The 20018-nt window shown below is 73.4% G+C and carries 20 protein-coding genes; 14 read left to right on the top strand and 6 right to left on the bottom strand.

What is annotated here, in order from left to right:
* Positions 1–67 precede the first annotated feature (67 nt).
* The 7 genes from glmS (at position 68) to ACFYYB_RS16915 (ending at position 7153) form a co-directional block, all read left to right on the top strand.
* Positions 68–1918 (top strand): glutamine--fructose-6-phosphate transaminase (isomerizing), encoded by a 1851-nt coding sequence (gene glmS / locus ACFYYB_RS16945; RefSeq protein ID WP_327305077.1) that lies wholly within the window; start codon positions 68–70, stop codon positions 1916–1918.
* Between the two features lie 78 nt (positions 1919–1996).
* The gene (locus ACFYYB_RS16940) at positions 1997–2365 is read left to right on the top strand and encodes a holo-ACP synthase (protein ID WP_327305076.1); all 369 of its coding nucleotides are present in this window, start codon (positions 1997–1999) and stop codon (positions 2363–2365) included.
* Positions 2366–2392: 27 nt separating this feature from the next.
* Positions 2393–3811 carry an NAD(P)H-hydrate dehydratase gene (locus tag ACFYYB_RS16935; protein WP_389435964.1) on the top strand — a complete coding sequence of 473 codons (1419 nt, stop codon included), beginning with the start codon at positions 2393–2395 and terminating at the stop codon, positions 3809–3811.
* Between the two features lie 144 nt (positions 3812–3955).
* Positions 3956–5092 carry an alanine racemase gene (gene alr / locus ACFYYB_RS16930; RefSeq protein WP_389435963.1) on the top strand — a complete coding sequence of 379 codons (1137 nt, stop codon included), beginning with the start codon at positions 3956–3958 and terminating at the stop codon, positions 5090–5092.
* A gap of 18 nt (positions 5093–5110) precedes the next feature.
* Positions 5111–6256, top strand: coding sequence for an alpha/beta fold hydrolase (locus ACFYYB_RS16925; RefSeq protein WP_389435962.1), 1146 nt, complete (start codon positions 5111–5113; stop codon positions 6254–6256).
* Complete coding sequence (gene tsaE / locus ACFYYB_RS16920) at positions 6240–6770, top strand: tRNA (adenosine(37)-N6)-threonylcarbamoyltransferase complex ATPase subunit type 1 TsaE (protein ID WP_389435961.1); 531 nt, start codon at positions 6240–6242, stop codon at positions 6768–6770. Before ACFYYB_RS16925 ends, tsaE begins: the two co-directional genes overlap by 17 nt.
* Positions 6771–6922: 152 nt before the next feature.
* The gene (locus ACFYYB_RS16915; RefSeq protein WP_389435960.1) at positions 6923–7153 is read left to right on the top strand and encodes a hypothetical protein; all 231 of its coding nucleotides are present in this window, start codon (positions 6923–6925) and stop codon (positions 7151–7153) included.
* Between the two features lie 94 nt (positions 7154–7247).
* On the opposite strand, the gene ACFYYB_RS16910 is transcribed toward ACFYYB_RS16915, so the two are convergent.
* A complete protein-coding gene (locus ACFYYB_RS16910; RefSeq protein ID WP_389435959.1) occupies positions 7248–7805 on the bottom strand; it encodes a hypothetical protein in 558 nt (185 codons plus the stop codon).
* Positions 7806–7970: 165 nt separating this feature from the next.
* Here ACFYYB_RS16910 and tsaB point away from each other — a divergent pair, with 165 nt between their 5' ends.
* Genes tsaB through ACFYYB_RS16885 form a run of 5 tightly spaced genes read left to right on the top strand, consistent with a single transcriptional unit; the run spans position 7971 to position 11388 of the window.
* The gene (gene tsaB, locus ACFYYB_RS16905; RefSeq protein WP_389435958.1) at positions 7971–8648 is read left to right on the top strand and encodes a tRNA (adenosine(37)-N6)-threonylcarbamoyltransferase complex dimerization subunit type 1 TsaB; all 678 of its coding nucleotides are present in this window, start codon (positions 7971–7973) and stop codon (positions 8646–8648) included.
* A gap of 29 nt (positions 8649–8677) precedes the next feature.
* Positions 8678–9217, top strand: coding sequence for a ribosomal protein S18-alanine N-acetyltransferase (gene rimI / locus ACFYYB_RS16900; protein ID WP_389436231.1), 540 nt, complete (start codon positions 8678–8680; stop codon positions 9215–9217).
* On the top strand, positions 9210–10379 hold the full coding sequence (gene tsaD, locus ACFYYB_RS16895; protein ID WP_389435957.1) for a tRNA (adenosine(37)-N6)-threonylcarbamoyltransferase complex transferase subunit TsaD: 1170 nt from the start codon (positions 9210–9212) through the stop codon (positions 10377–10379). Before rimI ends, tsaD begins: the two co-directional genes overlap by 8 nt.
* Positions 10376–10657, top strand: a complete 282-nt coding sequence (locus ACFYYB_RS16890; RefSeq protein ID WP_389435956.1) for a hypothetical protein — start codon at positions 10376–10378, stop codon at positions 10655–10657. The genes tsaD and ACFYYB_RS16890 overlap by 4 nt, the downstream gene beginning before the upstream one ends.
* A 53-nt stretch (positions 10658–10710) precedes the next feature.
* Positions 10711–11388 (top strand): hypothetical protein, encoded by a 678-nt coding sequence (locus tag ACFYYB_RS16885; protein WP_389435955.1) that lies wholly within the window; start codon positions 10711–10713, stop codon positions 11386–11388.
* Here ACFYYB_RS16885 and ACFYYB_RS16880 read toward each other — a convergent pair.
* Positions 11368–12564 (bottom strand): methyltransferase domain-containing protein, encoded by a 1197-nt coding sequence (locus ACFYYB_RS16880; protein ID WP_389435954.1) that lies wholly within the window; start codon positions 12562–12564, stop codon positions 11368–11370. The genes ACFYYB_RS16885 and ACFYYB_RS16880 overlap by 21 nt on opposite strands.
* 82 nt (positions 12565–12646) lie before the next feature.
* Here ACFYYB_RS16880 and ACFYYB_RS16875 point away from each other — a divergent pair, with 82 nt between their 5' ends.
* Both ACFYYB_RS16875 and ACFYYB_RS16870 read left to right on the top strand, forming a co-directional pair.
* Positions 12647–13612, top strand: a complete 966-nt coding sequence (locus ACFYYB_RS16875; RefSeq protein WP_389435953.1) for a polysaccharide deacetylase family protein — start codon at positions 12647–12649, stop codon at positions 13610–13612.
* Positions 13609–14493 carry a polysaccharide deacetylase family protein gene (locus ACFYYB_RS16870; RefSeq protein ID WP_389435952.1) on the top strand — a complete coding sequence of 295 codons (885 nt, stop codon included), beginning with the start codon at positions 13609–13611 and terminating at the stop codon, positions 14491–14493. The genes ACFYYB_RS16875 and ACFYYB_RS16870 overlap by 4 nt, the downstream gene beginning before the upstream one ends.
* Positions 14494–14508: 15 nt before the next feature.
* Here the strand turns inward: ACFYYB_RS16870 and ACFYYB_RS16865 are convergent, their stop codons facing one another.
* The 4 genes from ACFYYB_RS16865 to ACFYYB_RS16850 are packed head-to-tail and all read right to left on the bottom strand — an operon-like array spanning position 14509 to position 19338.
* The gene (locus tag ACFYYB_RS16865; RefSeq protein ID WP_389435951.1) at positions 14509–15942 is read right to left on the bottom strand and encodes an FtsW/RodA/SpoVE family cell cycle protein; all 1434 of its coding nucleotides are present in this window, start codon (positions 15940–15942) and stop codon (positions 14509–14511) included.
* Positions 15930–17192, bottom strand: coding sequence for an LCP family protein (locus tag ACFYYB_RS16860; RefSeq protein ID WP_389435950.1), 1263 nt, complete (start codon positions 17190–17192; stop codon positions 15930–15932). Before ACFYYB_RS16860 ends, ACFYYB_RS16865 begins: the two co-directional genes overlap by 13 nt.
* Positions 17193–17249: 57 nt before the next feature.
* A complete protein-coding gene (locus ACFYYB_RS16855; RefSeq protein WP_389435949.1) occupies positions 17250–18650 on the bottom strand; it encodes a sensor histidine kinase in 1401 nt (466 codons plus the stop codon).
* On the bottom strand, positions 18643–19338 hold the full coding sequence (locus ACFYYB_RS16850) for a response regulator transcription factor (protein ID WP_389435948.1): 696 nt from the start codon (positions 19336–19338) through the stop codon (positions 18643–18645). Before ACFYYB_RS16850 ends, ACFYYB_RS16855 begins: the two co-directional genes overlap by 8 nt.
* Positions 19339–20018: the final 680 nt, after the last annotated feature.

Below are 20018 nucleotides of genomic sequence, written 5' to 3'. Positions count from 1 at the left end.
GCCGGGGCGGTTTTTCGTCCGGTTCAGGTACCGGGCGCGGAGCCAACTACGGCGTACCCTGCGGCTTATGTGCGGAATCGTGGGTTACGTGGGAGCGCAGTCGGCGCTCGATGTGGTCATTGCCGGACTCAAGCGGCTGGAGTACCGCGGCTACGACTCGGCGGGTGTCGCCGTGCTCGCCGACGGGGAACTCGCCGCCGTCAAGAAGGCCGGCAAGCTGGTCAATCTGGAGAAGGAGCTGGTCGGGCACCCGCTGCCGGCCGGTTCCACGGGGCTCGGACACACCCGGTGGGCCACCCACGGGGGGCCCACCGACGTCAACGCCCACCCGCACCTCGACAATTCGGGGCGCGTGGCCGTCGTACACAACGGGATCATCGAGAACTTCGCCGCGCTGCGGGCCGAGCTCGCCGAGCGCGGGCACCGGCTGGAGTCCGAGACGGACACCGAGGTCGTCGCGCACCTGCTGGCCGAGCGGTTCGAGGGCGCCGGCGGGGACCTGGCGGAGGCGATGCGGCAGGTGTGCCGGCAGCTCGACGGGGCCTTCACCCTGGTCGCCGTGCACGCGGACCAGCCGGACGTGGTGATCGGGGCGCGCCGCAACTCGCCGCTCGTGGTCGGCGTGGGGGAGGGCGAGAACTTCCTCGCCTCCGACGTGGCCGCCTTCATCGCCCACACCCGGTCCGCGATCGAGCTGGGGCAGGACCAGGTCGTCGAGCTGCGCCGCGACGGGGTCACGGTGACCAACTTCGACGGCACCGCCGCGGACGTGCGGGCGTACCACGTGGACTGGGACGCCTCCGCGGCCGAGAAGGGGGGCTACGACTACTTCATGCTCAAGGAGATCGCCGAGCAGCCGAAGGCCGTCGCCGACACCCTCCTGGGCCGGATCGACGCGAACGGCCTGCTGACCCTCGACGAGGTGCGCATCCCCGACTCGGTGCTGCGCGAGGTCGACAAGGTCGTGATCGTCGCCTGCGGTACGGCGTACCACGCCGGCATGATCGCGAAGCTGGCCATCGAGCACTGGACGCGCATCCCCTGCGAGACGGAGCTGGCGAGCGAGTTCCGCTACCGCGACCCGATCCTGGACCAGCGCACGCTGGTGATCGCGATCTCGCAGTCCGGCGAGACGATGGACACCCTGATGGCGCTGCGCCACGCCCGCGAGCAGGGCGCCAAGGTGCTGGCGATCTGCAACACGAACGGCTCGACGATCCCGCGCGAGTCGGACGCCGTGCTGTACACGCACGCCGGGCCCGAGGTGGCCGTCGCCTCGACGAAGGCGTTCCTGACGCAGCTCGTGGCCTGCTACCTGGTCGCCCTCTACCTCGGCCAGGTCCGGGGCACGAAGTGGGGCGACGAGATCCGGTCCGTGATCCGGGAGCTGTCGGACATCGCCGCGGCGGTGGACACCGTACTGGAGACCATGGAGCCGGTACGGGAGCTGGCGCGCTCGCTCGCGGACAAGAACACCGTGCTGTTCCTGGGCCGGCACGTCGGCTACCCGGTGGCGCTGGAGGGCGCGCTCAAGCTCAAGGAGCTGGCGTACATGCACGCCGAGGGCTTCGCGGCGGGCGAGCTCAAGCACGGGCCGATCGCGCTCATCGAGAAGGACCTGCCGGTCGTGGTCGTCGTACCGTCCCCGCGCGGGCGCTCGGTGCTGCACGACAAGATCGTGTCGAACATCCAGGAGATCCGGGCGCGCGGGGCGCGGACCATCGTGATCGCCGAGGAGGGGGACGAAGCGGTGGTCCCGTACGCCGACCACCTCATCCGCATCCCGGCCACCCCGACACTGCTCCAGCCGCTCGTGGCCACCGTGCCGCTGCAGGTCTTCGCGTGCGAGCTGGCGACGGCGCGCGGCAACGAGGTGGACCAGCCGCGGAACCTCGCCAAGTCGGTGACGGTGGAGTGAGCGCAGCGAACGGAGCAGGTCAGCCACAATGGAGCACAGTGGTGACGGTGGAGTAGTGGCGTAGCTGGAGCTGTGGTTGTGATTATCGGCGTCGGGATCGATGTGGCGGAGATCGAGCGGTTCGGCGCGGCGCTGGAGCGCACGCCGGGCCTCGCCGGGCGGTTGTTCCTCGACGCGGAGCTGACCCTGCCGGGCGGCGAGCGGCGCGGTACCGCCTCGCTCGCCGCCCGGTTCGCCGCCAAGGAGGCGCTCGCCAAGGCGCTCGGCGCGCCCGCCGGGCTGCTGTGGACCGACGCCGAGGTGTACGTGGAGGCCAGCGGGCAGCCGCGGCTGCGGGTGTCGGGGACGGTCGAGGCGCGGGCGAAGGCGCTGGGCGTGCGGTCCTGGCACATCTCGCTCAGCCACGACGCGGGCATCGCCTCCGCCGTGGTGATCGCCGAGGGATAGCGCCCCCCCTTCGGGCAGGCTGGTGTCATGCGTACTGCTTACAGCGTGGAGACCGTACGGGCCGCCGAGCGCGAGCTGATGGCCCGGCTGCCCGAAGGCACCCTGATGCGGCGGGCGGCGGCCGGATTGGCCGCCGTCTGCGTGCGGTTGCTGCCCCGCGTGTACGGGGCCCGCGTGGTGCTGCTGGTCGGCCCGGGGGACAACGGCGGCGACACCCTCTACGCAGGCGCGAAGCTGGCCCGGCGCGGGGCCGGGGTGACGGCCGTCGCGATGGATCCGGACCGGGTGCACGCGGGCGGACTGGCCGCGCTGCGGGCCGCCGGCGGGCGCCTCGACGGAGCCGTGCCCGAGCGGGCCGACCTCGTGCTCGACGGGCTGGTCGGCATCGGCGGCCGGGGTGCGCTGCGGCCGGCCGCGGCCGCGCTGGCGGCACGGATCCCGGCGGGCGCGGTGGTGGTCGCGGTGGACCTGCCGAGCGGGGTGGACGCGGACACCGGAGAAGTGGCCGGAGCGGCCGTAACGGCCGACGTGACGGTGACCTTCGGGGCGTACAAGCCGGGGCTGCTGACCGACCCGGGGGCCTCGCGGGCGGGCGCCCTGCACCTGGTGGACATCGGGCTGGACTTCGGAGTTCGGTCTCCGGGCCCCGGAGCCCCCGAGATGGAGGCCCTGCAACACGCCGACGTGGCGGGCCTGCTGCCGGAGCCGACGGCGTCGAGCGACAAGTACCGGCGCGGCGTGCTCGGGATCGTCGCCGGGTCCGCGCGCTACCCCGGCGCGGCGGTGCTCGCGGTGGCCGGGGCGCTGCGGGGCGGCGCGGGCGCGGTGCGCTACGTAGGGCCGCCGGCGGTGGCGGAGGCCGTACTGGCCCGGTACCCGGAGACGCTGATCGGGCACGGCCGGGTACAGGCGTGGGTGGTCGGGCCGGGGCTGGGCGACGAGGGCGGCCCGGAGGTGCGGGAGGCGCTGTCGCAGCCGGTACCGGTTCTGGTGGACGCGGACGGGCTGCGCGGGCTGGACCCGGCCGCGCTGCGGGCGCGGGCGGCCCCGACCCTGCTGACCCCGCACGCGGGGGAGGCGGCGGCGCTGCTGGGGCTCGCGCGGGAGACGGTCGAGACGGGGCGGCTGGAGGCCGTGCGGGGGCTCGCGGAGCGGTACGGGGCGGTGGCGCTGCTGAAGGGGTCGACGACCCTGATCGCCCCGGCCGGGCCCGGCCCCGTCCGGGTCAACCCGACCGGGACCCCGTGGCTGGCCACCGCCGGGAGCGGGGACGTGCTGTCCGGGCTGGCCGGGTCCCTGCTGGCGGCCGGACTGCCCGCCCTGGACGCGGGGTCGGTGGCGGCGTACCTCCACGGCCTGGCGGCCCGCCTCACCGGCGGCCCCCTCCTGGCCCACCAGGTGGCGGAGGCCCTGCCGCGGGCGTGGCGGGACGTCCGCGGCCGCTAGGCGACCTGGACCGGGGCTCAGGGTGCGGCACCGCCCCCGGACCCCGGACCCCGGACTCCCGCGCCTCCCGACCCGGCGGGGCTGGATTCGGGACCGGACCCGCCTGTTCGGCCCGGTGGGTGGGGCTCTGAGAGACTGTGGGGGATGAACGAGACAGCCGCGCGCGTGTACGCCGAGATCGATCTTGACGCCGTCCGGGCGAACGTACGGGCCCTGCGCGAGCGGGCGCCCCGCTCCGCCCTGATGGCCGTCGTCAAGGCGAACGCCTACGGGCACGGGGCCGTGGCCTGCGCCAGGGCCGCCCAGGAGGCCGGCGCGAGCTGGCTGGGGACCGCCACGCCCGAGGAGGCCCTGGCGCTGCGCGCCGCCGGGATCGAAGGCCCCGTCCTGTGCTGGCTGTGGACGCCCGGCGGACCCTGGCGGGAGGCAGTCGAGGCCGGTATCGACGTGGCCGTCAGCGCGATGTGGGCCCTCGACGAGGTACGGGCGGCCGCCCGCGCCGCCGGAACGACGGCCCGGATCCAGCTCAAGGCCGACACGGGCCTGGGCCGCAACGGCTGCCAGCCCGCCGACTGGGAGGCCCTGGTGACCGCGGCCGTCGCCGCCCAGTCCGAGGGGACCGTACGCGTCACCGGCGTCTGGTCGCACTTCGCCTGCGCCGACGAGCCCGGCCACCCCTCCATCCAGCTCCAGCTGGCCGCCTTCCGCGAGATGCTCGCGTACGCGGAGAAGGAGGGCGTCGAGCCCGAGGTCCGGCACATCGCCAACTCCCCGGCCACGCTCACCCTCCCGGAATCCCACTTCGACCTCGTCCGCTGCGGCCTGGCCGTCTACGGGGTCTCGCCCTCGCCCGAGCTCGGCACCTCCGCCCAGCTGGGTCTGCGGCCCGCGATGGCGCTCAAGGCCACCGTCGCGCTGGTCAAGACCGTCCCGGCCGGGCACGGGGTCAGCTACGGGCACCACTACGTCACCGACCGGGAGACCAGCCTCGCGCTGATCCCGGCGGGCTACGCCGACGGGCTCCCGCGCCAGGCATCCGGGCTCGGCCCGGTGCTCGTCGGCGGACGCGTCCGCACCGTCGCCGGGCGCGTCGCCATGGACCAGTTCGTGGTCGACCTGGACGGGGACGAGGCCCGCGCCGGCGACGAGGCCGTGCTCTTCGGGGACGCCGAGCGCGGCGAACCCACCGCCGAGGACTGGGCTCAAGCGGCGCATACGATCGCCTATGAGATCGTCACCCGTATCGGGGGCCGGGTCCCCCGCGTGTACCTGGGCGGCTGAGTGAGCGGGGGCGGCGGCGTGAGTGAGAACTGGCGCAAGGCGGGCTGGGCCGGCGCCGCCATCGGCGTGATAGCCGCCGGAGCGGCGGCCGGGGTCGCGGTCGAACGGATCACCGTCGGCCGGGGCATGCGCATGAAGGCACGCCTCGCGCTCGACGCGACCGCGGACTTCGGCGCCCTGCGCGGCGCCCCCGGCACCGCGCGGGCCGAGGACGGCACCGCGCTGTACTACGAGGTCGACGAGCTGCCCGAGGAGGGCAAGCGGCGCCGGCTGCGCCGCAAGGCCCCGCCCCGTCCGACCGTGGTGTTCTGCCACGGCTACTGCCTTTCCCAGGACTCCTGGCACTTCCAGCGCGCCGCCCTGCGCGGTCTGGTCCGGGCCGTCTACTGGGACCAGCGCAGCCACGGCCGCAGCGCGCGCGGCCTGTCCCAGGCCGCGGGCGAGCCGGTCACCTTCGAACAGCTCGGCCGCGACCTGAAGGCCGTCATCGACGCCGCCGCCCCCGAGGGCCCGCTGGTCCTGGTCGGTCACTCGATGGGCGGGATGACCATCATGGGACTGGCCCAGGAGTGTCCCGACCTCATCCGGGACCGCGTGGTCGGGGTGGCGCTGGTCGGCACCTCCAGCGGCCGGCTGGGCGAGGTCACGTACGGGCTGCCCGCCCTGGGCTTCTCGACGGTACGGCGCCTGCTGCCCGGGGTGCTCAGGGCGCTCGGCTCCCAGGTGGAGCTGGTGGAGAAGGGCCGGCGGGCCACCGCCGACCTGTTCGCCGGCATGGTCAAGATGTACTCCTTCGCCTCGCGCGACGTCGATCCGGCCGTCTCCCGCTTCGCCGAGCGGCTCATCGAGGCCACGCCCATCGACGTGGTCGCCGAGTTCTACCCGGCCTTCCAGGCGCACGACAAGACGGCCGCGCTCCAGCGGTTCGCGGACATCCCCGTCACGGTCATCGCCGGGGCCGGCGACATGGTCACCCCGCCCGACCACAGCGAGGCCATCAAGGAGGCGCTGCCCTCCGCGGAGCTGGTCGTCCTGGAGAGCGCCGGGCACCTGATGATGCTGGAGCGGCCGGACACCGTGAACGGGCTGCTCACCGAGCTCCTCGCGCGCACCGGGACGGTGCCCGCAGCGGCTAACGTTGGCGGGCATGGAAGAAGTACCTGACACGGAAACGCACGTCACCGTCGGCTCGCCCGACGCCATGCAGGACCTCGGGCGCCGGATCGCCGCCCTGCTGCGCCCCGGCGACCTCGTCCTGCTGACGGGGGAGCTCGGCGCCGGGAAGACCACCCTGACCCGCGGCCTCGGCGAGGGGCTGGGCGTGCGCGGGGCCGTGACCTCGCCGACCTTCGTGATCGCCCGGGTCCACCCCTCGCTGACCGGCGGTCCGGCGCTGGTGCACGTGGACGCGTACCGGCTGGGCGGCGGCCTGGACGAGATGGAGGACCTGGACCTCGATGTCTCGCTGCCCGAGTCCGTCGTCGTCGTGGAGTGGGGCGACGGCAAGGTCGAGGAGCTGTCCGACGACCGGCTGCACGTGCTGATCCGCCGTGCGGTCGGCCACGAGGAGGTCCTCGACGACGTGCGCGAGGTCATCGTCCGCGGAATCGGTGGCCGCTGGTCGGCCGGGGCCGGTCTGGAGACCCTCGCGGGCGTCCTGTCGCCGGAGCAGGCGTAGCGCGGCGCGGGGCGGCACGGGGCCGCGCCGCGAGAAACGTTCCGACAAGTCGTCGGGAAGATATTGCGCGGGCGGTGGGGCGCGTGGTCACATGGTACGGAGGGCTGGTTAGGCGTACCTAAGTACGGGCTGGCCCCGGCCAGGAGGCAGCCATGTCGGCAAGAGGAGCAGCGGGCGTCCCCCGCCCGTCCGCCGTGTCCATGGGGGCGCTGCTCGCCGCGGGCGCGGCCGCCAGCGCCGTGTCGACGCCGCCCGCGCGCGAGCGCGCACCGGAGCCCGGTCCCGGCCCCTGTTCCGTACGGGAAGGGGCGGAGGGCGGCACCGAAGGCGCGGAGGGCGCGGACGGCAGCGCACAGGCCGCTCCGGAGTCCGAAGCGGCCTGAAGGTGGCTGGAGCTGCCTGTCGCTGCCTGAAGCGGAGACCCGTCGCGCTGACGGCGAGGTCTCTTACGAGTGAACTTGGCGCGTCGCGGCCGGGTCAGGGAACGACGACGACCTTGGAGCCGATCGTCGCGAAGGCCCACATCGCGTCCCCGTCCGCGCGCAGCATGCGGACACCGCCGGTCTTCTTCGCCGGATCGGGCGTCGGCAGGGTGTTGTCCACGCGGGCGCTGAAGCCGACCGTGACCCCCTGCGGACTGGCGAACCGGACGACGTGCTCGATCGGCACCCCGTCCGAGCCGGTCACCTTGCCCGTGCGGCCGCCGACCGTGTAACTGCCGGTCGCCGGGTGCACCGTGCTCGGCACGACCGCGAAGGACTTCGGGGCCCCGGTGGGTCCCACCAGCCACACGCGCTTGGCGCCGAGCGAGTAGACGACGCGCACCCCGGTGCCGGAGCCGGCCGGGAGGGCCAGCTCCTTCGCCGGGTCGGTCTTGGCCGGTCCCGAGTCGCTCGGAGCGGGCACCGGGCTCTGCGCGACGGCCTTCGGCGGGAGGGCGGGAGCGGAGGCGGAGGCCTGGTAGCCGAGGAAACCGACGACGGCGAGCGCCCCGACGGTGAGCCCGGCCACGATTCCCGAGCTGCTGCGTGCCACCTTGCTCCACCTCTCCGCATGGTCAGTCGATAGGGGTCGGTCGAAATGGGCGGTCGAAATGTTCAGTCGAACGATCACACCCTGACACCTGGTCCGAAGGTAGCAGCCGGGGTGCCCGCAGACCGGCCGCAAGGGCCCGGGGCCCCGGAGTCGTAGGCTGTTCGCGTGCTCTTGCTCGCTGTAGATACCGCCACGCCCGCCGTCACCGTCGCCCTGCACGACGGCGAGTCCGTCCTCGCCGAGTCGAACCAGGTCGACGCCCGCCGCCACGGGGAGCTCCTGCTGCCCTCCGTCGACAAGGTCCTCGCAGAGGCGGGGGTCAAGCTCGAAGCCGTCACCGGCATCGTCGTCGGCGTCGGCCCCGGCCCCTACACGGGACTGCGCGTCGGCCTCGTGACCGCCTCCACCTTCGCCGCCGTACTCGGCGTACCCGTCCACGGGCTGTGCACCCTGGACGGCCTGGCCCACGCGGCCGGCGAAGCCGGGATCGAGGGCCCCTTCGTCGTGGCCACCGACGCCCGGCGCAAGGAGGTCTACTGGGCCCGCTACGAGGACCCCCGCACCCGGGCCGGCGGGCCCTCGGTGGACCGGCCGGCCGATATCGCCGAGCGCGTCGCCGGACTGCCCGCCGTCGGACAGGGAGCACGGCTCTACCCCGAGGTCTTCACCGACGCCCGGGCCCCCGAGCACCAGAGCGCCGCCGCCCTGGCCGCCCTGGCCGCGCGACGGCTGGCGGCGGGGGAGGCGTTCGAGAACGCCGACGGCATGGCGCCGACCCCGCTCTACCTGCGCCGGCCCGACGCCGAGGTGCCCAAGAACTACAAGGTGGTCACCCCGCAGTGACAGCCACCTCAGCGGTCGTCCTGCGCGAGATGCGCTGGTGGGACATCGGGCCCGTGCTGGAACTGGAGCACGAGCTGTTCCCCGAGGACGCCTGGTCCGCCGGGATGTTCTGGTCCGAGCTCGCCCACGCCCGCGGCCCCGGCGCCACGCGCCGCTACGTCGTCGCGGAAGAGGCGGGCCGGCTGGTCGGCTACGCCGGGCTGGCCGCGGCCGGTGACCTGGCCGACGTACAGACCATCGCCGCGGCCCGCGACCAGTGGGGCACCGGGCTCGGCGCCCGGCTGCTGACCGAGCTGCTGCGCGCCGCCACCGCCTTCGAGTGCGCCGAGGTGCTGCTGGAGGTGCGGGTCGACAACGTGCGCGCCCAGAAGCTCTACGCGCGCTTCGGCTTCGAGCCGATCGGCTTCCGGCGCGGCTACTACCAGCCCGGCAACGTGGACGCCCTCGTGATGCGCCGCTTGTCCGATCCGGCGGTTCCCGTGGACCACACAGACCCCGCGGACCCCGACTCCGCACTCTCCGACTCCGCACACTCCGTACCCCTGCAAGGTGAGACGACCCATGGCTGACGAACCGCTCGTCCTCGGCATCGAGACCTCCTGCGACGAGACCGGCGTCGGCATCGTCCGCGGCACCACGCTGCTCGCGGACGCCATCGCGTCGAGCGTCGACGAGCACGCCCGCTTCGGCGGGGTCGTGCCCGAGGTGGCCTCCCGCGCGCACCTGGAGGCGATGGTCCCCACCATCGAGCGCGCCCTGAAGGAGGCCGGGGTCAGCGCCCGCGACCTCGACGGCATCGCCGTCACCGCCGGTCCCGGCCTCGCCGGTGCCCTGCTGGTGGGCGTCTCCGCCGCGAAGGCCTACGCGTACGCGCTGGGCAAGCCGCTCTACGGGGTGAACCACCTGGCCTCCCACATCTGCGTGGACCAGCTGGAGCACGGGCCGCTGCCCGAGCCGACGATGGCGCTGCTGGTCTCCGGCGGGCACTCCTCGCTGCTGCTGGCCCCCGACATCACCTCCGACGTACGGCCGCTCGGCGCGACCATCGACGACGCGGCGGGCGAGGCCTTCGACAAGATCGCCCGCGTCCTGCAGCTGGGCTTCCCCGGCGGCCCGGTCATCGACCGGCTCGCACGCGAGGGGGACCCGAAGGCGATCGCCTTCCCGCGCGGGCTGACGGGGCCGCGCGACGCCCCGTACGACTTCTCCTTCTCCGGGCTCAAGACCTCGGTCGCCCGCTGGATCGAGGCGAAGCGCAAGGCGGGCGAGGACGTGCCGGTGCGCGACGTGGCGGCCTCCTTCCAGGAGGCCGTGGTGGACGTGCTGACGCGCAAGGCCATCCGCGCCTGCAAGGACGAGGGCGTCGACCACCTGATGATCGGCGGCGGCGTCGCGGCCAACTCCCGGCTGCGCTCGCTGGCCCAGGAGCGCTGCGACGCCGCGGGGATCATCCTGCGGGTGCCGCGGCCGGGGCTGTGCACGGACAACGGGGCGATGGTGGCGGCGCTGGGCGCCGAGATGGTCAAGCGGAACAGGGCCCCCTCGGACTGGGACCTGTCGGCGGACTCCTCGCTGCCGGTGACCGACCCGCATGTTCCCGGCCATTCCCACGGCCATTCTCACGGGGACGGCGACGGGGGCGGCGACGGCCACGGGCACGGTCACGGAACCGGCCACGCGCACGATCACGACCACGTGCACGAGCTGAGCAAGGACAACCTGTACTCGTGAGCACCATCGCGCTGATGTGGGAGGCCCGGGCCGTTCCCGGTCGGGCCAACGAGCTGCTGGAGTGGGCCCGTTCGCGGATCCTGGCCCAAGACCCGGTGCGGCGCGAGGTGTTCAGCGCCCCGCAGGACCGGGTGCTCGTCATCACCTGGTGGGAGGCCGCCGAGGGGATCGGCGCCGATCTGCCCGAACTGCCGGAGCCCGCAGCCGATTTGATCACGCGGGCGGTCCACCGCTGGCGCTTCGAATCGGTGGAGGTCGGGGGGACCGGCGGAGGCTGAGCCTCCGCTCGGCGGCCCTCCGGACCCCGCGGCGTGCGGATATGGTCATGCGCATGCCCCGCCGTGACCTGCCGCCGCCGCCCCCTCCCGCGCACCTGCGCGCCTGGCTCGACGCGAGCGCCGTACGGGCCGACCGCGCCCGGTTCCTGGGGGAGCTCGGGCGGCGCAGTCTGGGCTTCGGGCGGCTCCTGCTCCTCTGGGCGGTCTCGGCGGTCTTCGCCCTGGGCTGGTCCTTCGTCGGCATGGCCCTGATGGCCATCGAGACGCACGACCCGTTCGCGTACCTCTTCGGCCTGATCTTCGCCGTGCTCGGCGTGGGCGTGCTGATACCGGCCGGGTTCTGGTTCGCCTGGGGCGCCAAGCGGGACCGGCAGGTGCGCCGGCTGCTGTGCGCCTGGGCGGAACTGGACCGGGACCCGCCCGTGGACGCCGCCGTGCGCGCGCCCGGGCGCAGCCTGGTCTGGCTGCTGGCCTCCTTCGCCCTGGGCGGGCTCGGGCTCTGGGTGACCTTCGGCTCGGCGGCGACGGCCCGTTCCGGAGCCGACACCTACGGGGAGGTCGCCTACACCATGGGCCTCGGCATGATCCTGTGGATCACCGCCCTGTTGGGCCTCGGCAAGGCGGGCGCGCACTACCGCTGGGCGCTGCGGGTCTTCGGGGGACCGGCCGCGGGACCGGCCGCGGGGCCGGCCGGCGGACCCGGCGAGCCGTCAGGGACGGGCGGTCGGTGAGCCGATCAGCATCGAGGGGGCGCCGGCGACACGGGTCAGGAAGACCGTGGCGGAGTTCGGGCCCTGCGGCTTCACCTTCCTGCGCAGTTCCTCGGGCTCGATCGCGGAGCCGCGCTTCTTCACCGTGAGGATGCCCACCCCGCGCTCGCGCAGCAGCGCCTTGAGCTTCTTCAGCCCGAACGGCAGGACGTCGGTGATCTCGTACGAAGTCGCGTACGGGGTCTCGCGCAGCTCGTCGGCGGTGATGTACGCGATGGTCGGGTCGATCAGCCGGCCGCCCAGCTGCTCGGCGACCTCGGCGACGAGGTGCGCGCGGATCACGGCGCCGTCGGGCTCGTAGAGGTAGCGCCCGACGGGACCGGCCTCGGGGTCGGGCAGCGGATCGGCGGTGGCCAGCGCGCGCGGGCCGGGCAGGAGGGTGGCGCGGATCTCGCCCGGGGCGGTCCCGAACCAGAGCACGGCCTCCTTCACGTCCCCCTGATCGGAGATCCACTCGGCCTGGGCCTCGGCGGGCACCGCCTCGTGGGGGATCCCGGGGGCGATCTTGATGGCGGCGACCTTGGCGGCGCGGGCGGTGGCGATGGCCCAGGACAGGGGAGGGGAGTAGGACTCCGGGTCGAAGATCCTGCCCCGTCCGCCGCGGCGGGCCGGGTCGATGAAGACGGCGTCGTAGCCCGCGGTGTCGACCTCCGTCACGTCGGCCTCCCGGACCTCGATCAGGTCCGCGAGCCCGAGCGCCTCGGCGTTGGCGCGCGCCACGGCGACGGTCAGCGGGTCGTGGTCCACCGCCAGCACGCGGATGCCGAGCCGGGCCAGGGCCAGCGCGTCGCCGCCGATCCCGCAGCAGAGGTCCGCGAGGCTCCGTACGCCCAGGGCGGCGAGCCGCTCGGCCCGGTACGAGGCCACGGAGGCGCGGGTGGCCATCTCCCCGCCGCCGGGGGTGAAGTACATCCGGTGGGCGTCCTCGGCCCCGAACTTCGCCACCGCGCGCTGCCGCAGCCGGGCCTGACCGAGGGCGGCGGACACCAGTGGGGCGGGGTGTTCGCGGCGCAGCCGGGTGGCGACGGCGAGCTCCTGGGCGGGGTCGTAGTCCCGGAGCGAGTCGAGGAGGGCGTGGCCCTCGGGGGCGAGGAGCGCGGCGAAGTCTTCGGGGGTCACGGGTCCATTGTCGGCCACGGTGGGCCACTCGGAGGAAGGTCGGATTCCCCTCGCGGTGTCGCCCGGAACGCGTCCGTGAAGGGTGTAAAGATCCCGAGCTATGCAGCTAGTCCGACAAACGGAACATAAGACGCAACACGGTCACCGGATCGCGGCAGTCGCGCGCGGCCGGTTGGGTACGGCCGCGATGGCCGCACTGCTCCTCGCCGCACTCGGCACGGGGTGCGGGGCCGGCGGGTCCGACGCGCCGGACAAGGCGGCGAAGGCGAAGGCCGCCGCGGGCGCCGCGGGCGAGCAGGCCGGCGCGGCCGGCGCGCTCGGCAACTACGCCGAGAAGCTGAAGGCCCTCCAGCAGGCGCGGATCGTCGCCGCGAAGAAGTGGGGGCTGGCCAAGCCCCCGCTCGTCGCTCCGCAGGCGCCCAAGGAGAAGCCGGAGATCCCCACCCGCGAGGGCTTCGAGGTCGAGGGCCAGGACGAGCTGCCCCCGGTCTTCACCACCGTCCCCACGGAGGAGAAGGTCGTCTTCCTGACGATCGACGACGGGGCCGAGAAGGACCCCGAGTTCCTGAAGATGATGCAGGAGCTGAAGCTCCCGTACACCGCCTTCCTGAGCGACTACCTGGTCCGGGACAACTACCCGTACTTCAAGGAGATGCAGGCGGCGGGCGTCACGCTCAACAACCACACGCTCAACCACCGCTACATGCCGGCGCTCTCGTACGAGAAGCAGCGCCAGGAGATCTGCGGTCAGCAGGACACCATCGAGAAGACGTTCGGCAAGCGCCCGACGCTCTTCCGCCCGCCGTACGGGAACTACAACGAGGACACGCTGCGCGCGGCCAAGTCCTGTGGCGTCAAGGCCGTTCCGCTGTGGAACGAGGAGGCCTTCCCGAACCGGATGGACTGGCGGGAGTGGGACAAGGACCTGCACCCCGGTGACATCATCCTGACCCACTTCCGGGGCAAGGAAGACTGGAAGGGAAGCATGACTGACATGATCCGTCACGTCATGAAGACCGTCACGGACAAGGGGTATGCCGTGGCCCGCCTGGAGGATTACTTGTGAAGCACGCGCGCCGGTTCGTAGCCGGAACGCTGACGGCCGGCGCGCTCGCGCTGTCCCTGACGGGGTGCGGGGACAGCGTGGACCCCATCGAGAGACTGGGGCGCAAGACCACGGAGGCCAGGGCGACGCCGTCGCCCTCGGGGGCGGCCTCCCCCTCCGCCGCGGGCCGGGGAACGGCGGCCGCGGCGGACGAGGCGTACAAGAAGTGGGGCCTGAGCGGCCCCCTCCAGTACGCGCCCAAGCCGGCGGTCAAACCGCAGATCGCACCCGCCAAGGCGGGGCGGGTCCAGGTCATCGACCGAATACCCGTCCCGGCGGACGACAAGGTCGTCTTCCTGACGTTCGACGACGGCGCGGAGAAGAACCCCGAGTTCCTGAAGATGGCCGCCGACCTGAAGCTGCCGATCAGCATGTTCCTGACGGACAACATCGCCTCGTCGGACTACGGCCACTTCGAAAAGCTCCGCGACAACGGCTCCGGCAGCACGATAAACAACCACACCCTGACGCACCCGAATCTGCGCACCCTGTCCTTCGAGGCGCAGAAGAAGGAGATATGCGGGCAGCAGGAACGCCTGGAGAAGCGCTTCGGCAAGCGGCCGACGCTCTTCCGGCCGCCGTACGGCAATCACAACGACGACACCCTCAGGGCCGCGCAGGAGTGCGGGATTTCCCAGCTCCTCCTGTGGCGCGTGTCGATGCAGATCAACAACTTCCAGTACGCCGAGGGCTCCACCCTCACACCCGGTGACATCATCCTGGCCCACTTCCGCGGCCCCGCCGAACTGAAGGGCACGACGGAGACCGAGATGACGACCCGGATGCTCCGGCGGATACAGGAGCAGGGTTACCGGATCGGCCGCCTGGAGGATTACCTCTGACTTCCGCTCCGCGGGCTAAAGCGCGGGGTGCGGTTCGGGCTCGGCGGCCTGCGGCGTGATCGTGGGCGTGATCGTCGTCTCCGCCGGGCCCCGCGCGTCCGCCTCGCGTTGTCGTTCGGTGCTGTCGGAGATGCGCAGCAGCAGGGCGATCATGATCCAGTTGGCCAGCAGGGACGAGCCGCCCGCGGCCAGGAAGGGCAGGGCCTTGCCCGTCAGGGGGATCAGACCCGAGACGCCGCCCGCCACGATGAAGACCTGGAGCGCGAGGGCCGACGAGAGGCCGACCGCCAGCAGCTTGCCGAACGGGTCGCGGGCGCCCAGCGCCATCCGCAGCCCGCGCTGCACGAGGAGCGCGTAGAGGATCAGGACGGCCATGATCCCGGCCAGGCCGAGCTCCTCGCCCACCGTCGTCAGGATGAAGTCGCTGCGGCCGGCGAACCCGATCAGTTCGGGATGGCCCAGGCCGAGGCCCGTGCCGGAGATGCCGCCCGTGCCGAAGCTGAACAGCGCCTGCGCCGACTGGTCGGAGATGACGCCCGGCGGCCGGTCCTTCCAGTAGTAGGACAGCGGGTTGAGCCAGGCGGCCACGCGGCCCTTGACGTGCGGTTCCGTCGTGCCCACGACGAAGGCGCCCGCCGAGGCGAGGACCAGGCCGCAGACGATCCAGCTGGTGCGTTCCGTGGCCACGTAGAGCATGACCACGAAGACGCCGAAGAAGAGCAGCGAGGTGCCGAGGTCGCGCTCGAAGACCAGCACCAGCAGCGAGACGATCCACACCGTGATGAGCGGGCCGAGCTGGCGCATCGGCGGCAGCCGCATGCCCAGGAACTTGCGTCCCGACAGGGCCAGCGCGTCGCGGTGGATGACCAGATAGCCGGCGAAGAAGACCGCGATCATGATCTTCACGAACTCGCCGGGCTGGACCGAGAGCGGGCCGAAATAGATCCAGCGCTTCGCCCCGTAGGTGTCCGCGCCGAAGAAGGCCGGCGCGATCAGCGCCACCAGCGCCACGGCCATCGTGATGTAGATGAACCGCTGCAGGAGCCGGTGGTCGCGCAGGAGCGCCAGCACCGCGATGCAGACCGCGACACCGATCACCGTCCACATCACCTGGCTGGGTGCGTTCAGGGCGGTCTTGGGCCCGTACCTCTCCAGGTACCCCTGGTCGAGGCGGTGCAGCAGCACCAGCCCCAGCCCGGTCAGCAGCAGGGCCAGCGGGAAGATCAGCGGATCCGCGTACGCCGCGAACCTGCGGATGGCCAGGTGCCCCACCAGCGCGAGCAGCGTGATGCTGACCACGAAGCCGGTGAGGCCGGTCGGCAGCTCGTCGTTCATCGCGAGGCCGGCGGCGATGTGGCCGGAGACGGTCACCGCGAGGACGAGGATCAGGAGCAGCGCTTCCGTGCGGCGGCGCGCGCCCGCCGCGGTCAGGGGCTTCAGTCCACGCACGGGACGCCGCCGCCGTCGATGGCGGGGGTTCCGCTGCTGCTCCGGGACGGTGAGGGTGCGGGAGCGGAGCTCTGGGGGGAGCCCGCGGAGCCCTGCGGGGCGGGCGCGCCGCCCGGTGAGGAGGGAGCGGTGCCAGGCGCGCTCGGGCTCGCAGTGGCCCCGGGCCCGATCCGCTCGGCTATGAACCGCTTTATCTTCATATCGTCTACGACGTTTATCTCGGCGCCATGGTTCCGTCCGAAGCTCTCGATGGGAAGGGTCACAAACTCCACGTTGCCCCCGGACAGGTTCTCCGCCTGCTTCACGAAGGACAGCAGGTCCCATCCCTCATCGGTGACGACGTCCTCCTTCGCCGCGTCGATCAGCTTCATCAGCTTCACCGGATCGGTGAAGGTCCCGGCCTGGTTCAGCTTGTAGGTCGCCCCCGCCAGGAACGCCTGCTGCCGCTTCGTCCGGTCCAGGTCGCCCATGGTCAGTCCGTGCCGCTGCCGTACGAAGGCCAGCGACTGCTGCCCGTTGAGCGTCTGCCGCCCCGCCGGGAAGTCGGCCCCCGAGAAGCCGTCCTTCGCCGGCTTCTTCAGGCACACCGGTACGCCGCCCAGCGCGTCGGCCAGGTGATAGAAACCGGCCAGGTTCAGCTCGGCGAAGTGGTCGATCGGCACGCCCAGGAAGGTGCGCACCGTCTCGATCTCCGCCTTGCGGCCCGCCTCGCGCCCCTCCCGCTCGAGCTGCCTCCGGTCCGTGACCCCCCGGGCGGAGAGCTGGTCCTCGACCTTGGCCTTCGCCCGCCCGTACGCCTCCTTGATCTTGGCCTGGCCGGTGAAACCGGGTACCCCGCGCAGCTCGACGAAGTCGTCGCGCGGTACCGAGAAGGCCTTCGCCTCGCTCCCATCGCCGGGGACGTGCAGCAGGATCAGGGTGTTGGTGTTGTAGCCGCCGACGGCCGAGCTCGCGCCCGCGTGCAGCTTGTCGAGCACGGCCGGGGGGAGGTCCTCGCCGTTCTGGTCCCGGCGGCTGTCCAGGCCCATCAGCAGGATGTTCACGTCGCCGTGCTTCGACTTCTCGGCGCCCTCCAGGGCCTTGGAGCTGCCGATGCTGGAGGCGAGGTCGTCGTACAGGTACCAGGCGGTCGCCCCCGCGAGCACCACCAGGGCGCAGCCGGACGCCAGCAGGGTGCGGGTGAGCCTGCGGCGGCGGGACGAGGCCGCCGGGGACTTCGGTGCACGGGTCTTCCTGCGGTGGGCGCTCATGCCTGTCGATGCTGGGGGACCGGTGCTGAAGGAAGCCTGAGAGTCCTGAAGGCGCCTTCAGGGGGCAGGGGCAGGGGCAGGGGCAGGGGCGGGCACGCGCAGCACCAGCCGGGCGCCGCCGGCGGGCGCCGGGAGCGCGCGGACGTCACCGCCGTGCGCCCGGGCGATCTCCCGGGCGATGGCCAGCCCCAGGCCGGTGCCGCCGCTGGCCCGGCCCCGGTCCGCGTCCAGCCGTACGAACCGCTCGAAGACCCGGTCCCGGTCGGCCTCCGGGATGCCCGGCCCGTCGTCCGTGACCTCCAGCAGCGCCCAGCCGTCCTCGGCGAAGGCCCGCACCACGACCCCGGCGCGGGCGTACCGCAGGGCGTTGTCCACCAGGTTCGCCAGCGCCCGCTCCAGCCGCGCCGGATCCCCGGACGCCGGTACGGGAGCCCGCGCGTCCAGCCGTAGCGGAACCCGGGGCTCCGGGCGCCGGGCCACGTCCTCGGCGGCCAGCAGCGCGAGGTCCACCGGCTCGGCGCGCGGCGCCGGCCCGCCGTCCAGCCGGGCCAGCAGGAGCAGATCGGCCGCGATGCCCTGCAGCCGCTCGGTATCGGCCAGCGCGGCCGCCACCGACTCCCGGTCGGGGTCCCGCAGCGCCACCTCCAGCCGGGACCGGACGGCCGCGAGGGGATTGCGCAGCTCGTGCGAGGCGTCGGCGGTGAACTGCCGCTGCCGGGCGTCGCTGCGCTCCAGCCGGTCGAGGGTGTCGTTGACGGTCCGTGCCAGCTGCGCGATCTCGTCGGCGCCGCCCGGGTCCGGGACCCGCCGGTCCAGCTCGCTCCCGGTGACCGCCGCCAGCCCGGTGCGGATCGCCGTGACCGGGCGCAGCGCGTGGCCCGTCACCCACCAGGCCAGCAGCGCCGCGAAGGCGATCAGCGGGGGCGCGCCGGCGAGCAGGCCGAGCGCGACGGCCCGGTTGGCGTCGTCGACGTCGCCGAGCACGGTCGCGGCGTAGACGGTGTGCGGGTCGTGCGCCCCCGGCGGGCCGGGCGCGTCCACGGCGACCACCACGCGCCGCTGTGCGCCGGGGCGTGCGGGCGGCAGCACGGCGGACCGTACGTCCTGCCCGGCCGCGGGACCCAGCTCCGTGAGCTCCGGGGTGTCCTTCAGGTCCCCACTGGTGGCCACGACGGTCCCGGCCGCGTTCCGTACGAGGACCAGGTCGACCCCGCCCTCGGGCGCGGGCAGCCGGCCGCCGGCCGGGAGGCTCCCGGTGTCGTACTGCGCCGCCACCTTGCGGGCGGCCAGCTCGGTGCGGCCGGTGGTGTTCTCGATGAGGTTGGCGCGCAGCAGGGTGTAGAGCCACAGCCCGCCGGCGGCCAGCACGGCGGCCATCGCGAGGGCGGCGGCCGCGGCGGCGCGGGCGCGGAGGCCGCCGAGACGGCGGGGCAGCGGCTTCGGCGGCGGCTCAGCCACCGTCCGGGGCCATCCGGTAGCCGGTGCCGTGCACGGTGAGGATCGCGCGGCGCCCGAAGGGGGCGTCGATCTTCCGGCGGAGCGAGGAGACGTAGACCTCGACGATGTTCGGGTCGATGCCGTGCGGGGTGTCCCAGACCTCGTCGAGGATGTCCTGTTTGGCGACCGCCCGGCCGGGCTGCTCCATCAGGCAGCCCAGGACGCCGAGCTCACGGGCGGTCAGCTCGATCTCGTGCGTGCCCCGGCGGCAGCGGCGGCCCTGGACGTCGAGGACGAGGTCGCCGGCTTGCAGCACCCCGGTCCGGGCGCCGGCGCCCGCGCCGGCGGCGGCGCGGCGGGTGAGCGCGCGGAGGCGGGCGGCGAGGACGACGAAGGAGAACGGTTTCGTCAGGTAGTCGTCCGCACCCGAGTCCAGGCCCTCGGCCTCGTCGTACTCGCCGTCCTTGGCGGTCAGCATCAGCACCGGGGTGACGACGCCGTGGGACCGCATCCGGGTGCAGATCTCGTAGCCCGAGAGGCCGGGGAGCATCAGGTCGAGGAGGACCACGTCGTACGGGCCCCCGGTGAGGGCCAGGTCCAGTCCGCGGTGGCCGTCGTGGGCCAGGTCGACCCAGTGGCCGTCGGCGGAGAGGCCGCGCCGCAGTGAATCGGCGAGGCTGACTTCGTCTTCGACGACCAGGATCCGCATGCCCCAAGCGTCACATACCGGGCAGCCGTTCCCTCTTGACGCCGGCCACACCTTTCTCACGCCGAGCTCGCACCGCTACGCGGGCTTCGCCCGGCTGCGCCGGACTCCGTCCGGCGGTGGCCGGTCGGGGTGCTCGCCACCGCCGTCCCGGCGCGGGCCCGGTGGGCGGGTACGGGTGGCTCGGCCCTGCGGGGCTGGTTCCCCTACCCGCCCTTCCACCGTTCCCCGGGCCAGCCCGGACCCGGTCCTCAAACGCCGGACGGGCTGGAAGGGGTCCCGGGCTGCGCCCGGACCCCCTGGGGCTCCGCCCCAGACCCCGGTCCTCAAACGCCGGACGGCTGGAGTGGCGCGGGCGGACTGGAAAGCCCATCCCCGACCGCCTGAAAGCAGCCCGGCCGAGGCTGAACGTCCCCCCAGCCCGGGTCGGTGGCTGCGGGTGCCGGGTCGGGGACGGGGGCGGGGTGGGGTGTTGGCCTGGACGTAAAACGTGATTTGTGGCGCACCACTCGGAATCACAGTCGAAGTACGGCACAGGGCGCCTAAATCATGCAGTCCAGGCCAACACCCCACCCCCCCCCCCGCCCCCCCCCCCCCCCCCCGCAACCCCCCCACCCCCCCCCCCCCCCCCCCCCCGGGCCCCCGGGTTTAGGGGCCACGGGGGTTCCCCCCGGGGCGCGAAC

Source organism: Streptomyces sp. NPDC002886 (assembly GCF_042888445.1).
GTDB lineage: Bacteria > Actinomycetota > Actinomycetes > Streptomycetales > Streptomycetaceae > Streptomyces.
Note: the sequence above shows the minus strand (reverse complement) of the source record. Positions and strands in the feature narration are given on the sequence as shown.

Coding starts and splice junctions, on each gene's coding strand:
- glmS (WP_327305077.1), top strand. CDS start 68: ATGTGCGGAATCGTGGGTTACGTGGGAGCGCAGTCGGCGCTCGATGTG.
- ACFYYB_RS16935 (WP_389435964.1), top strand. CDS start 2,393: ATGCGTACTGCTTACAGCGTGGAGACCGTACGGGCCGCCGAGCGCGAG.
- alr (WP_389435963.1), top strand. CDS start 3,956: ATGAACGAGACAGCCGCGCGCGTGTACGCCGAGATCGATCTTGACGCC.
- tsaE (WP_389435961.1), top strand. CDS start 6,240: ATGGAAGAAGTACCTGACACGGAAACGCACGTCACCGTCGGCTCGCCC.
- ACFYYB_RS16915 (WP_389435960.1), top strand. CDS start 6,923: ATGTCGGCAAGAGGAGCAGCGGGCGTCCCCCGCCCGTCCGCCGTGTCC.
- rimI (WP_389436231.1), top strand. CDS start 8,678: ATGCGCTGGTGGGACATCGGGCCCGTGCTGGAACTGGAGCACGAGCTG.
- tsaD (WP_389435957.1), top strand. CDS start 9,210: ATGGCTGACGAACCGCTCGTCCTCGGCATCGAGACCTCCTGCGACGAG.
- ACFYYB_RS16885 (WP_389435955.1), top strand. CDS start 10,711: ATGCCCCGCCGTGACCTGCCGCCGCCGCCCCCTCCCGCGCACCTGCGC.
- ACFYYB_RS16875 (WP_389435953.1), top strand. CDS start 12,647: ATGCAGCTAGTCCGACAAACGGAACATAAGACGCAACACGGTCACCGG.
- ACFYYB_RS16860 (WP_389435950.1), bottom strand. CDS start 17,192: ATGAGCGCCCACCGCAGGAAGACCCGTGCACCGAAGTCCCCGGCGGCC.
- ACFYYB_RS16850 (WP_389435948.1), bottom strand. CDS start 19,338: ATGCGGATCCTGGTCGTCGAAGACGAAGTCAGCCTCGCCGATTCACTG.